This is a genomic window from Duganella sp. CT11-25 (assembly GCF_047302815.1).
Taxonomy (GTDB): Bacteria; Pseudomonadota; Gammaproteobacteria; order Burkholderiales; family Burkholderiaceae_D; genus Rugamonas.
In genome coordinates, this window is the sequence record NZ_JBKBFD010000001.1 from 1,826,768 (window position 1) to 1,840,168 (window position 13,401).

Annotated in this window: 12 protein-coding genes; 4 read left to right on the forward strand and 8 right to left on the reverse strand. The window is 65.0% G+C overall.

What is annotated here, in order from left to right:
* Nucleotides 1-22 precede the first annotated feature (22 nt).
* A complete protein-coding gene (locus ACEN9F_RS07485) occupies nt 23-952 on the reverse strand; it encodes a 23S rRNA (adenine(2030)-N(6))-methyltransferase RlmJ (RefSeq protein ID WP_413419368.1) in 930 nt (309 codons plus the stop codon).
* Between the two features lie 185 nt (nt 953-1,137).
* On the opposite strand from ACEN9F_RS07485, the gene ACEN9F_RS07490 reads away from it, so the two are divergent.
* Nucleotides 1,138-1,395 (forward strand): hypothetical protein, encoded by a 258-nt coding sequence (locus ACEN9F_RS07490; protein WP_135202499.1) that lies wholly within the window; start codon nt 1,138-1,140, stop codon nt 1,393-1,395.
* A complete protein-coding gene (locus ACEN9F_RS07495) occupies nt 1,392-1,616 on the forward strand; it encodes a hypothetical protein (protein WP_413419370.1) in 225 nt (74 codons plus the stop codon). Before ACEN9F_RS07490 ends, ACEN9F_RS07495 begins: the two co-directional genes overlap by 4 nt.
* A gap of 107 nt (nt 1,617-1,723) precedes the next feature.
* Here ACEN9F_RS07495 and aceA read toward each other — a convergent pair whose 3' ends face one another.
* From aceA to ACEN9F_RS07510, 3 genes are all read right to left on the reverse strand, one after another.
* A complete protein-coding gene (aceA, locus tag ACEN9F_RS07500) occupies nt 1,724-3,019 on the reverse strand; it encodes an isocitrate lyase (RefSeq protein WP_413419372.1) in 1,296 nt (431 codons plus the stop codon).
* 234 nt (nt 3,020-3,253) lie between these two features.
* Nucleotides 3,254-3,748 (reverse strand): ribonuclease E activity regulator RraA, encoded by a 495-nt coding sequence (rraA, locus tag ACEN9F_RS07505; protein ID WP_413419374.1) that lies wholly within the window; start codon nt 3,746-3,748, stop codon nt 3,254-3,256.
* 37 nt (nt 3,749-3,785) lie between these two features.
* Nucleotides 3,786-5,009 (reverse strand): MFS transporter, encoded by a 1,224-nt coding sequence (locus tag ACEN9F_RS07510; RefSeq protein WP_413419375.1) that lies wholly within the window; start codon nt 5,007-5,009, stop codon nt 3,786-3,788.
* Between the two features lie 86 nt (nt 5,010-5,095).
* Between ACEN9F_RS07510 and ACEN9F_RS07515 the strand changes: the two genes are divergently transcribed.
* Nucleotides 5,096-5,890: an AraC family transcriptional regulator gene (locus ACEN9F_RS07515; RefSeq protein ID WP_413419376.1), complete on the forward strand. Its 795-nt coding sequence runs from the start codon at nt 5,096-5,098 to the stop codon at nt 5,888-5,890.
* Between the two features lie 97 nt (nt 5,891-5,987).
* Nucleotides 5,988-6,905: a GGDEF domain-containing protein gene (locus tag ACEN9F_RS07520; RefSeq protein WP_413419378.1), complete on the forward strand. Its 918-nt coding sequence runs from the start codon at nt 5,988-5,990 to the stop codon at nt 6,903-6,905.
* Nucleotides 6,906-6,937: 32 nt separating this feature from the next.
* Here ACEN9F_RS07520 and clpB read toward each other — a convergent pair whose 3' ends face one another.
* From clpB to ACEN9F_RS07540, 4 genes are all read right to left on the reverse strand, one after another.
* Nucleotides 6,938-9,535, reverse strand: a complete 2,598-nt coding sequence (gene clpB / locus ACEN9F_RS07525) for an ATP-dependent chaperone ClpB (RefSeq protein ID WP_413419380.1) — start codon at nt 9,533-9,535, stop codon at nt 6,938-6,940.
* A gap of 72 nt (nt 9,536-9,607) precedes the next feature.
* Complete coding sequence (locus tag ACEN9F_RS07530; protein ID WP_413419382.1) at nt 9,608-10,060, reverse strand: molybdenum cofactor biosynthesis protein MoaE; 453 nt, start codon at nt 10,058-10,060, stop codon at nt 9,608-9,610.
* Nucleotides 10,057-12,546, reverse strand: a complete 2,490-nt coding sequence (locus ACEN9F_RS07535) for a DUF349 domain-containing protein (RefSeq protein ID WP_413419384.1) — start codon at nt 12,544-12,546, stop codon at nt 10,057-10,059. Before ACEN9F_RS07535 ends, ACEN9F_RS07530 begins: the two co-directional genes overlap by 4 nt.
* Before the next feature lie 78 nt (nt 12,547-12,624).
* Nucleotides 12,625-13,323, reverse strand: coding sequence for a hypothetical protein (locus tag ACEN9F_RS07540; protein ID WP_413419386.1), 699 nt, complete (start codon nt 13,321-13,323; stop codon nt 12,625-12,627).
* Nucleotides 13,324-13,401: the final 78 nt, after the last annotated feature.

A 13,401-nucleotide genomic window follows, 5' to 3' on the forward strand; every position in this document is an offset into this window, starting at 1 on the left:
ATGCAGTCCTGACAATATTTTTCTAGCGTGTAACCGGACGGCGCGCCGCACTGTTGCGCGTAGCCGTCGGCTTGCCGCTCTCGAGCACGAAACGGGCGCCGGAATCCTTGCCCAGCGCCTTGACCAGCCACGGCATCACTTCCTTCAGCATCGGCTCCAGCGTGTACGGCGGATTCAGGATGAACATGCCGCTGCTGTGCAGGCCGAAACCGTCCGGCATCGGCGTGTTGGTGGTCAGCACCACGTTGAGCCAGTCGCTGCATTGCAGTTGCTTGAGCTTGTCGGCGAACTGGCGCGACTCCATGCGCACCAGCAGCGGATACCAGACCGCGTAGGTGCCGGTCGGGAAGCGGACCAGCGCCTCGGCCAGCGTATCCTTGACCTTTTTGTAGTCCTGCTTGTCCTCGTACGGCGGATCGATCAGCACCAGCGCGCGGCGCGACGGCGGCGGCAGCAGCGCTTTCAGCGCCTGGAAACCGTCGCCGCGCGTGACCAGCACGCGCTTGCCGCGGGTGGTCGGGCGGATGCCCTGCTGCGCGGCGTGATCGTCGAGCTTGCGGAAGTTATCGGCCAGGATCTTGGCGTCGGCCGGGTGCATCTCGAACAGGCGCAGGCGGTCGTGCTCGCGCGCCACCAGGTCGGCGACGAACGGCGAACCCGGGTAGTAGCGCATCTTGCCGCTCGGGTTCAAGCCCTTGACCAGGTCCACGTATTCCTTGATCGCCGGCGGCAGGTCGGTGCGCTCCCACAGCGGGCCGATGCCGGTGTCGTATTCCGCATTCTTGGACGCGAAGGCGCTGTCGAGCGCGTACACGCCGGCGCCGGCGTGGGTGTCGATGTAGCTGTAGGCAGTGTCTTTCTGGTTCAGATACTGCAGCAACTGGATGGTGATGAAGTGCTTGAGCACATCGGCGTGATTACCCGCGTGAAAGGCGTGGCGGTAACTAAACATAAGCTTGGGATTTCCTAAAGGGGATGATGCGATGGTGCATATTAATCCCGCATTATCCACTAGAAAGCGCCGCCCGCCAAAAAAGCGCGCACATCGTTTGCATCAAAGCGTGCTCATTTATGGCGACTACGATGGAACTGCCGCACTGGCATCCGCTCGCGCGGCGTAATTTCATGGAGGAGACTATGGCTTTCAATAACGTAGGGCCGCTGACCTTCCTGGCGCCCGGACAAACGGCGTTCTGGAGCTACACCTACGGTGCCGATCACGGCACCCAATTCGCTTCGGCGGACGTGAAGACCCCCAACCAGGGCGCGGTGCACCTGGCCGACCAACAGCGCAAGCGCAAGGACAACAATGGCAACGCCACGTACTTCGTCGCCATCCACAACCAGGGCGTCGGCGGCTGCTTCCACAACCTGCAAGGCGGAGGTATGTCATGAAAATGACCATCGTGACGGACGCGAACGGCAATGTGCTGGGCGCCGTCCAGGGGCACTCGCTGTCCGAAACCAAGGGCGACGTGGAGGCCAACGTGTCGTTCGCGCCCGGCCACAGCACGCACATGATTGAAGTCGACGACGACCTCACCACGGTCGACGATGTCGATGAATTCCAGGCCCGCCTGCGCCGCCACCTGCAGCAGCACCAGCAAAAGCCGTAGCGTAAAACGGCAAAGCCGCAGCGATTGTGTCGCTGCGGCTTCTCGGTATTGGTGGGGATGTCCCTCCCCTTACCGTCTCCTCACTCCGTATTGCTTCGTCCTGTACATCAAGCGACTTTCCGGTCGAAGAATTGCTCGTCCTCGGTCGAGCCGTGCAGCGCGGTGGTCGACGACTGGCCGTTCTGGATGCACTGGGTCACGGCATCGAAGTAGCCGGTGCCGACTTCGCGCTGGTGCTTGACCGCGGTGAAGCCTTTTTCCGCCGCCGCGAATTCCGCTTCCTGCAACTCCACAAAGGCCGACATCTGGCGGCGCGCATAGCCATGGGCCAGGTTGAACATGCCGTAGTTCAGCGCATGGAAGCCGGCCAGCGTGATGAACTGGAATTTGTAGCCCATGGCGCCCAGCTCTTTCTGGAACTTGGCGATGGTGGCGTCGTCCAGGTTTTTTTTCCAGTTGAACGAAGGCGAGCAGTTATAGGCCAGCATCTTGCCCGGGAACTGGGCGTGCACGGCGTCGGCGAACTGCTTGGCGAAGGCCAGGTCGGGCTTGCCGGTTTCGCACCAGACCAGGTCGGCGTATGGCGCGTAGGCCAGCGCGCGCGAGATCGCCTGCTCGATGCCGGGTTTGACTTTGTAGAAGCCTTCGACGGTGCGCTCGCCGGTGCAGAACGGGCGGTCGTTCTCGTCCACGTCCGAGGTCAGCAGGTCGGCCGCTTCGGCGTCGGTACGGGCGATCACCAGCGTCGAGGTGCCCATGACGTCGGCCGCCAGGCGGGCCGCGGTCAGCTTTTCCACCGCTTCGCGCGACGGCACCAGCACCTTGCCGCCCATGTGGCCGCATTTCTTGACCGAGGCCAGCTGGTCCTCGAAGTGCACGCCGGCGGCGCCGGCGTCGATCATGGACTTCATCAGTTCGTAGGCGTTCAGCACGCCGCCGAAACCGGCTTCCGCGTCGGCCACGATGGGCGCGAAGAAGTCGATCTCGTCCTTGCCTTCCGACCATTGGATCTGGTCGGCGCGCTGGAAGGTGTTGTTGATGCGCTTGACGACCATCGGCACCGAATTGGCCGGGTACAGCGATTGGTCGGGGTACATTTCGCCCGCCAGGTTGGCGTCGCCGGCGACTTGCCAGCCGGACAGGTAGATCGCTTTCAGGCCGGCCTTGACCTGCTGCATGGCCTGGTTGCCGGTCAGCGCGCCCAGCGCGTTGACGAACGGCTCGTTGTTGACCAGGTCCCACAGCTTTTCCGCGCCGCGTTTGGCCAGGGTGTGCTCGATCTGCAGGGAGCCGCGCAGGCGTACCACGTCCTCGGCGGTGTAGCTGCGGGTGACGCCCTTCCAACGTGGATTGGTGTCCCAGTCTTTTTGCAAAGCTGCGATTTGCTGTTCACGCGTTGCCATGGTCTTCTCCTTTGAAAAACGAAATCCGTTAGACAAATAGTAGACCTGATTGCGCTACGCACCAATACTCTTATATAAGACAGATGACAAAATTAAACACCATATAAATCAATTAGTTGAGTTTAATTTTTCATGATACAAAACGAAATTTCTATCCTCGAAATAAAATCATGCGGCGCCGCCGCATGATTTTCCGCGATGTGAAACGCACCTCCCGCCAGATGAAAAAAACCGTCAGACGAGTTTTTGCTGCGCCACCAGGATGCCGTCGGCGTCGGCGTAGATCCAGTCGCCCGGATTGACCGGCACACCGGCGATATGCACCCGCAGGTTGCGCTCGCCCGCGCCCTTCTTGCTGCTCTTTTGCGGATGGGTGGCCAGCGCGCGCACGCCGATGTCGCAGGCGTTGATCTCCTCGGTGTCGCGGATGCAGCCGTCGACGATGATGCCGGCCCAACCATTGTCCTGCGCCAGCAGGCCCAGTTGGCCGCCGACCAGCGCCCGGCGCAGGCTGCCGCCGCCGTCGACCACCAGCACGTTGCCGTCGCCCGGCGTTTCCAGCACGCTGCGCACCAGCGCATTGTCTTCATGCACCTTGAGCGTGGTCACGCGGCCGGAAAACTGCACCCGCAGGCCGTACTGGCGGAAAACCGGCGGCAGCACGGCCAGCCGGCCGTCGTCCAGCAGGTTGGCGTGGTCGTCGCATAAATCGGTGGTAGCAAAGCTCATCGTGATCCCATGCATAGTTGTTAAGATGGCTTTTATTCTATGCGGTTTTGGGTGCCGCGGTCACGCGGGTATTGCTGCCGACGCCGATCGCGGTCAGGATCACCAGCGCCTGGAAGATGCCGATGCCGATGAACACGCCGGCCGGGTGGTTGGCGTCCATCAGCGCGCCGAACATCAGCGGCCCCACCGCCAGGCCGCTGTCCAGGCCCGAATACACCACGCCGAACACGCGGCCGGTGGCGTTGGCCGGCGCCGCGCCGCGTATCATCAGATCGCGCGACGGGCCGGAAATGCCGGTCACCAGGCCGATCAACCCCATCAGCACGATCGCCATCCAGGCCGGCACCACGGCGGCGGCCAGCACCAGCGCCAGCAGCGCCGCCGTGCCGAAGGCGATCATGATGATGCGGTCGTGGTTGCGGCTGCCGGCGCCGAGGAAGCCGCCATACAGCATGCCGACCGCCGACGAGAACATGAAACAGGTGTAGGCCAAGGTGGCCCAGCCCAGCGACATGCCGTACAGCGTGACCAGGCTGGTCGAGGCAAAGGTCTGGATGCCGGCCAGCGCCACGGCGGAAATGAAGAAGAAGGCAAAGCACATCCACACCACCTTGAGGCGCAGGAAGGCGAACTGGCCCTCGACGGCGGCGCCGGGACGGCCGCCCGCGACCGGCGCCGCCGGTTCGGGACGCAGCGCGTGGCGGTTCCAGGCCAGCAGCGCCAGCACGCCCAGCGGCAGCAAGGCGGCGCTCAGCAGCGCGGTGCGCCAGTCGGTGCGGCCGGCCACGAAGGTCAGGAACAGCGGCGACAGCGCCCAGCCGATATTGCCGCTGATGCCGTGCACCGAGAAGCCGTGCGCCAGCCGCGCCTTGGAGACGCGCTGGTTCAGCAAGGTGTAGTCGGCCGGATGGAACACGCAGTTGCCGCAGCCGGCGATGAAGGCGCCCAGCATCAGCTGCAGATAGCTGTGCGCGCTCGACAGCAGCAGCGCCGACACGCCCAGCAGCGCGATGCCGCTGAACAGCACGGTGCGGGCGCCCAGCCGGTCGACCACGAAGCCCGCCATCGCCTGGCCGACGCCGGAGACGACGAAGAACACGGTCATCAGCAAGCCCAGCTCCGAATAGCTCAGGTGAAATTCCGGCTTCAGCCACGGTATCAGCGCCGCCAGGATCACGTGGTAAAAATGGGAAGTCCCGTGTGCCAGCCCGACCAGGGAAATCACCCTGGCATCCTGGCGCAGCAACGATTTGTCGTTCATGCAGCTCTCCTGTTGTTTATCAAAGTGTAAGCAATTTCTCCGAGTCTGATTTAAGATAGAACGACAACCTTTATCGAAATTACGCCATGCCGATCCCTGTCGTCACGCACACGCAGTTCAACTGGGACGGCGACTACCCGACCCCCGCCCGCCCGCTGACCATGTCCGGCCGCGACCTGCCGGCCGAATCCATCCTGCCGCCCCATCATCACCCATGGGGCCAGTTCACCTACGCCATGCAGGGCGTGATCCGGGTGACGGCCAACAATAGCAGCTGGATCGTGCCGCCGCAGCGCGCGATCTGGATCCCGCCGGACGTGGTGCACGAGGTGACGATGCTGGAAAACGCGCGCCTGCGGCCCTTGTGCGTGCACGCCAGCCGATCGCCCTTCCCCGGCACCGATTGCAAGGTGCTGGACGTCTCCAGCCTGCTGCGCGAGCTGATCGCCGCGCTGGAACAGCACGACCAGCACGAGCAATCCAATCGCGAGCATCTGCTCGGCGAAATGATGCTGGATGAATTGCCGCGCTGCGCGGTGCGCCCGATCCGCGTGCCGCTGCCGGCCGACAAGCGCCTGAAGTCCCTGTGCGACGCGCTGATCGCCGATCCCGGCGCCGAGCAGACGCTGGCGCACTGGGCCGGCCAGGTCGGCGCCTCCGAGCGCACGCTGACGCGGCTGTTCGAGCGCGAACTGGGCATGAGCTTCGGCAACTGGCGCCAGCAGGTGCGGCTGGCGCACGCGGCGCCGCTGATCGCGCGCGGCGTGCCGCTGTCGCAGGTGGCCGCGCAGCTGGGCTACGCCAGCCAGTCGGCCTTCTCCGCGATGTTCAAAAAGACCTTCGGCTGCTCGCCTTCGATGTTTTTTGGACAGCAACAATAATAGTTCGTCAAGTTTCCAGATTTTGTGCCGTTAATGTTGTCTTGGACGAAAGTACGGTACATTAGTGGAAACTCATCAAATAGAACAACGATATCGAATGACGGACCTGTCGCTTTTCTCGGCCGAACAGATCGCGGCGCTGTTGTCAGCGCTGCCGGACCCCGCATTCATCCTCACCCGCAGCGGCCGCTATGCGGCCATCTTCGGCGGCACCGACTCGCGCTACTACCACGACGGCAGCGGCTTGATCGGCAAATCCCTGCATGACGTGCTGAACCCCGACAAGGCGGCCTGGTTCAGCGCGCAGATCGCCATCGCCCTGGCGGCCGACGGCCTGCACGTGGTCGAGTACCGCCTGCACCGCAGCGACATCAAGGGCATGGACGGCGACGGTCCGGACGAGACGATCTGGTTCGAGGGCCGCGTGCAGGCGCTGGAGCACACGCTGCAGGGCGAGGAAGCGGTGCTGTGGGTGGCAAGCAATATCACCGCCAGCAAGAAGCTGGAAGCGCTGCTGCGCATGCAGAGCGAGACCGACTCGCTGACCGGCCTGTCGAACCGGCGCAAGCTGATGGCGGCGCTGACCGAGCATTACGAACTGTTCGCCCGCTACAAGACGCCGACCTCGGTGCTGATCTTCGACATCGACAACTTCAAGGGCATCAACGACGAGTATGGCCACCTGGCCGGCGACAAGGCGATCGCGGTCACGGCGGACGTGTGCCGGCGCGAGCTGCGCGCGACCGATTTTCCGGCGCGGCTGGGCGGGGATGAATTCGTGATCCTGATGCCGCACACCACCTGCGGGCACGCGGTGCCGATCGCCGAACGGCTGCGGCTGCGCATCGCGGAACAGTTGAAGGAGCTGGGCACGCTGGGCGCCGGCGCCACCATCAGCGGCGGCTTGAGCGAACTGCAGCCCAGCGATACCTCGTATGAAGACGTGCTGAAACGGGCGGACGATGCCTTGTATCGCGCCAAGCGCGACGGCCGCAACCGCATCGTCCACCATTGACGTCGCTCCCGCGCAGCCGGGAGTGACGCGGGTCAGCTGAAGGCCAGCTCGCCGTTGACGGCGTCCACGTGGATGGTGTCCTTCGGACCGAAGCGGCCTTGCAGGATCAGCTTGGACAGCGGATTCTCGATCTGCTGCTGGATCGCCCGTTTCAGCGGCCGCGCGCCATACACCGGATCGTAGCCCGCCTCGGCGATCTTCTGCAGCGCGGCGTCGGTGATCGTCAGCGTCATCTCCATCTTGGCCAGGCGCTGCTCCAGGATCGCCAGCTGGATCTTGGCGATGGCGCCGATGTTCTTCTCGTCGAGGCCGTGGAACACGACGATTTCATCGATGCGGTTGATGAACTCCGGCCGGAAGTGCGAGCGGACCTCGGCCATCACCGCCAGCTTGACCACGCCCGGATCCGATTCCTCCATGGCCTGGATCTTGTGCGAGCCGAGGTTGGACGTCATGATGATGACCGTGTTCTTGAAGTCCACCGTGCGGCCCTGGCCGTCCGTCATGCGGCCGTCGTCCAGCGCCTGCAGCAGCACGTTGAACACGTCCGGGTGCGCCTTCTCCACCTCGTCCAGCAGGATCACGCTGTAGGGCTTGCGGCGCACGGCCTCGGTCAGGTAGCCGCCCTCGTCGTAGCCCACGTAGCCGGGCGGCGCGCCGATCAGGCGGGCGACCGAATGCTTTTCCATGAATTCGCTCATGTCGATGCGTATCATCGATTCCTCGGTATCGAACAGGAAGCCCGCCAGCGCCTTGGACAGCTCGGTCTTGCCGACGCCCGTCGGCCCCAGGAACATGAAGGAGCCATACGGACGGTTCGGGTCGGACAGGCCGGCGCGCGAGCGGCGGATCGCATCGGACACGGCATCGATCGCCTCGTCCTGGCCGACCACGCGCTCGTGCAGCTTCTCTTCGATGTGCAGCAGCTTGTCGCGCTCGCCCTGCATCATGCGCGACACCGGGATGCCGGTCGCGCGCGACACCACCTCGGCGATTTCCTCGGCGCCGACTTCGGTGCGCAGCAGCCTTTGCTTGGGCGGCGTATTTTTTTCCAGCGAGACGCCGTTGGCCGACGCGGCCTCGGCCTGCTTCAGCTCCGCCTCCAGTTCCGGCAGGCGGCCGTATTGCAGTTCCGAGACGCGCTGCCAGTTGCTCTCGCGCGTGGCCTGCTCCATCTGCAGCTTGATGCGTTCGATTTCTTCCTTGATGTGGGTACTGCCCTGCACCACCGCTTTTTCGGCCTTGAGGATTTCCTCGAAGTCGTTCAGCTCGCGCTGCAGGCGCACGATCTCTTCGTCGATCAGTTCCAGGCGGCGGCGCGAGCCCTCGTCCTTTTCCTTCTTGACGGCTTCCTTCTCGATCTTCAGCTGGATCAGGCGGCGTTCCAGCTTGTCCATCACCTCCGGCTTGGAATCGATCTCGATCTTGATCTTGGCCGCCGCCTCGTCGATCAGGTCGATCGCCTTGTCGGGCAGGAAGCGGTCGGTGATGTAGCGGTGCGACAGTTCCGCCGCGGCGATGATGGCGGCGTCCGAAATGGCGACCTTGTGGTGCAGCTCATACTTGTCCTGCAGGCCGCGCAAAATGGCGATGGTGGCCTCCACGGTCGGCTCGTCGACCAGGATCTTCTGGAAGCGGCGCTCCAGCGCGGCGTCCTTCTCGATGTATTTGCGGTATTCGTCCAAGGTGGTGGCGCCGACGCAATGCAGCTCGCCGCGCGCCAGCGCGGGCTTGAGCATGTTCCCGGCGTCCATCGCGCCCTCGGCCTTGCCGGCGCCGACCATCGTGTGCATCTCGTCGATGAAGACGATGGTCTGGCCCTCGTCCATCGCCAGCTCTTTCAGCACGGCCTTCAGGCGCTCCTCGAACTCGCCGCGGTACTTGGCGCCCGCCACCAGCGCTGCCATGTCCAGCGCCAGCACGCGCTTGCCCTTCAACGATTCAGGCACCTCGTTGTTGACGATGCGCTGCGCCAGGCCCTCGACGATGGCGGTCTTGCCGACGCCGGGCTCGCCGATCAGCACGGGGTTGTTCTTGGAACGGCGCTGCAGCACCTGGATCGCGCGGCGGATCTCGTCGTCGCGGCCGATCACCGGATCGAGCTTGCCGGCGCGGGCGCGCTCGGTCAGGTCCAGCGTGTACTTCTTCAGGGCTTCGCGCTGGCCTTCGGCCTCCTGCGAATCGACCTTGGCGCCGCCGCGCACGCTGTCGATGGCGGCTTCCAGCGATTTGCGGGCCAGGCCGCTTTCGCGCGCCAGCTTGCCGGCCTCGGACTTGTCGTCGGCCAGCGCCAGCAGCACCATTTCGCTGGAAATGAACTGGTCGACACGCTTTTGCGCTTCCTTGTCGGCCAGGTTCAGCACCGAGACCAGCTCGCGGCTGGCCTGCACGTCGCCGCCAGTGCCGGACACCTTGGGCAGGCGCTCCAGCGCCGCTTTCAGCGCCTTGCCCAAGCCGCCGACGTTGACGCCGGAACGCTGCAACAGCGAGCGCGCGCTGCCGTCGTCCTGGTCCATCAGGGCCGTCAGCAGGTGCACCGGTTCGATGTATTGATTGTCATTGCCCACGGCCAGACTCTGCGAGTCCGACAGGGCTTCCTGGAGTTTGGTGGTGAGTTTGTCTTGCCGCATGGAAGTGCTCCGATATATTTAACTTATCGCCTACATAGTGACAAGCGGGCAGTTTTCAAGGAGCAGCGCGCGTCACACCTTCCATTTTTGCAACGCCGCATCGTCGCTGACGCGGGCGTCGACCCAGCGCGCGCCGGCCGGGGTTTGCTCTTTTTTCCAGAACGGCGCTTCCGTCTTCAGGTAATCGATGATGAATTCGCAAGCCGCGAAGGCTTCGCCGCGATGCGCGCCCATCACCGCCACCAGCACGATCTGCTCCATCGGCTTGAGCGGGCCGATACGGTGGATCACCAGCGCGCCGGACACCGGCCAGCGCTGCCCGGCCTGCTCGATGATGGCGCCGATCGACTGCTCCGTCATGCCGGGGTAGTGTTCCAGCTCCATCTCGGCCACGCTCTCGCCATCGTTCAGGTCGCGCACGGTGCCGACAAAGGTCACCACCGCGCCGACCTTGGGGTTGGCGGCGCGCAACTGCGCGACTTCGGTGGTCAGATCGAAGTCTTCCGCCTGGATGCGAACGCTCACGCGCGCTCCGCGGCGCCGATGCGGCGGAACAGTTGTTCGATGCGGTTGGCGGTGCGGGCGTCGGCCAGCGCCGGCATGGCGCACAGCTGCAGGTAGGCGGCGCTGGCGGTCTGCGGCTTCTGGCCCGACTTGAGCGACGATTGCAGCACTTCGACCTGCATCTTCAGGCGCTCGCGCGCGAACTCGGCGCCGCTGTCGACGCCGGCCACGATCTCCAGCCGCAGCACTTCATCCAGCAGCTTGGCGCGGTTGCGCTCCAGCTGCTCGGCGTAGGCGCTGCGCTTGCCATCCAGGGCGCCCAGCGCGGCCGTGAAGCGGCCATGCAGCGCGCGCTCGTATTCGCCGCCCAGCGGCGGCAGCGCGCTCCAGCGCGATTGCCAGTCGGCGGCGTCGATGGCGGCAGCGTCGGCGCCGACGGCCGCGCCGATCTCGCTCTCCAGCGCCTGGCACAGGCGCAGCTTGTCGCGCAGCGCATTGGCTTGCGCGGCGCCGGCGCGGCGCTTGATCGCCTCGGCCTGCGCCTGCACGGCGGCCACCGCATTGTGATAGCGCTGGTTGATCTTCGGTTCGGCCGCGCGCGGCACGGAGCCGGCGGCATGCCAGGCCGTCGCCGCATCGCGCAGCGTCTTGGCGATGGCGGCCAGCTGCGCCTTGTCGTCGCCGCTGTAGGTGGCGGTTTCCAGCTCCTTGCACAGCGCCTCGCGCGCATGCAGGTGGGCCTTGCGTTCGTGATCGGCGGCGTGCGCGGTTTCCTTGCGCTTGGCGAAGATGGCGTCGCAAGCGGCGCGGAAACGCTGCCACAGCGCCTGCTCGGCCTTGCGCTCCAGCGGCAGCGCCTTGGCCTGCTCCTGCCAGCGTTCCTGCAGGTGGCGCAGCTTGTCCAGCGTGTGGCGATCCGACGGCTGCAGGGCTTCGGCTTCGGCGATCAGTTGCTCGCGCTTGGCGGTTTCCACCTTGCGCTGCTCGGACAACGGCGCCAGCATCTGCCCCAGTGCCTTGTCGAACGCCTGGTCGAGCTTGCGCTTTTCCTTGCGGTCGATGGTACCGAGGCGGCCCCACATCTGGCGCAGGCGCTGGCCGGCGGCGGCCACGTTCTTCAGGTCGGCGCCCTCGCTGGCGGCGGATTCGGCCATCGCCTGGGTTTCAGTGATCAGCGCCTGGGCCTTGGCGGCGTTGGCGTGGCGTTCGTCGGCCAGTTGCTTGAAATGCGCCGCGGCCGGCGCGTAGGCCGTGGTGCAGGCGGTGTCGAAGCGCTCCCACAGGCTCTTGGGCGCGTGGCCGGAGACGGCGTCCAGCGACTTCCAGCGCTCGCGCATGCTGCCCACCTTCTTGGCCAGTTCGCTCATCGCCAGGCCCAGCGCGGGCAGTTCTTCCACCGCCTTGACCAGTTCCTCGCGCGAGACGTTGCCGCCCCAGCGGGCCCAGTCGCCCAGGCGTTTCAGCTCGGCGCGCACGTGGTTCAGGCGGTCGGTCTGGGCCGGCGTCAGGCGGGTCTTGTGTTCTTTCAGCCATTTGTCGTGGTCGGCGGCGGCGTGCAGCAGGCCCTGCTCCAGCGCGGCTTCCATCGCGTCCAGCGTTTCCAGGAATTTCTTGTCGGTCTCTTTCGGCGCGGCGGGCTGCTTGGCGGACTTGGCCGGCTTCTGCTGCGCGCGCTCGGCCGGCGCGGCGGCAGCTGCGTCGCCCTGTTCCGGCTCGGCCGACGCCGGAGCCGGCACCGGTGCCGCTTCCGCTGCCGCTGCCGGGGCAGGTTCCGCCGCCGGCTTGACCGGCGTGGCCAGCGCCGCGCGCGCCTGCTCCAGCGCTTGCGCGTAATCGCTCAGCAAATGGCGCGGCAGCGCATTGTGTTCCGGCGCCTGCTGGTATTCAGCCTGTGCGGCGCTGTAGCGCTCCAGCGCTTGCGTGGCGTCCTCGCGCGATGCCGACGCCGGCAGCTGGCGCACCGCCGCCATCGCATCGATGATGGTGCGCTGCAGGTTGACCTGCGCTTCCAGCCGCGCGGCCAGCGCGGCGCGCGCGGTCTCGAACGGCGCGGCCAGCGACGGCACCTCGGAGACGATCTTCCATTGGCGGTCCAGCTCGGCCACTTGGTTGGGCGTCAGCTTCTCATCCTGCAACAAACGTTGCGCCAGTTCCAGGCACGCCTGTGCTTTTTGATGTTCGGCCTGCTGATAGCGGATCGCGTCCAGCCGGCCCTGCATCAGCTTGGCGACGCGGCGGTCGGTGTTGCGCATCGCCTGCTGCACCTGCTCCAGGTAGGGCTGCGACTGCACATGCTCGGCGGCGGCGAGGCGCACGCCGGCGAATTCGCTCTGCAGTATCAACGCGACGGCGGCCGCTTCGTCACCGGCCAGGCCCGCAGCGAGCTGCGCCTGTTCATCGCGACGGCTGGCGGATGCGGCGGCGGCATCACCCGGTTCCGGCGCCGTCGGTACTGCTTGCGGGTCGGCTTGCTGGTCGGTTGCACGCTTAAAGAGGAAATCGAACATTGTGCGCTATGAGATGGCTAAAACCACCATCATAGCAAAGCGAGGGGATTTTGCCCGAGGCGCGTGCTATTGGGGCGGTTATTTCGTAATTACATCGCCGCGCGTCTTTTGCCGCGCGGACCGGGCCAAGGACGGCGCCTGGGCGTCGTCCACGCTTACTATCGGCAATACTTGCAATCCTGGAATCGATATCTGGCCGTCGTCCACCGCCCGGCCGGCCCGCTTGGCGGGCACCTTGGCCGCATCGGCCGGCGCCACGCCGGAGCGTTTCATCTCTTCCAGGTGCTTGTCGTGCATCATCAACTGGTTGGCGATCGAGAACCAGGTCTCGCCGGCGATGGCGGCGCGCGCGATCGCGAACAATTCCTGCTCCTCTTTTTCCAGCCGCTGCAGCAGCGACGTGCAAAAACTCTCGATGCTGTCGCAAATCTGGCTGACCTGCTCGTCGCGCACGTCGGCCAGCGTGCCCAGCTTGTCCTGCAGCAGGCGGATCGACATCAGCGCGGACTGGTTCAAACGGTTGAGTTCTTCGAGCAACTGGTCGGCGCGCTCGGTCGCTTCGCGGATCGCCGGGATCAGATACATCTCGGTCTTGCGCCAGTGGCAGGCCTGGTACAGGCTGTTGAGGTTCTCGCAGGCGTACTCCAACTGCGACAGGGTCATGCTGTTCTGCTGCATCAGGGTCGAGCGCACATACTTTTGAAACGATAGCAAACTCAGGCGAACGCTGGACTGTTCGACCGACAGGGCTACCAAGGTATATGTGGCAGTTAACATTCTGACTCCCAAAGCTGAAGTTGCGCACACCCGATGGGCGGCAAAGCGGAAGTGAAAGTGTAAATAAAGCCGACAAAC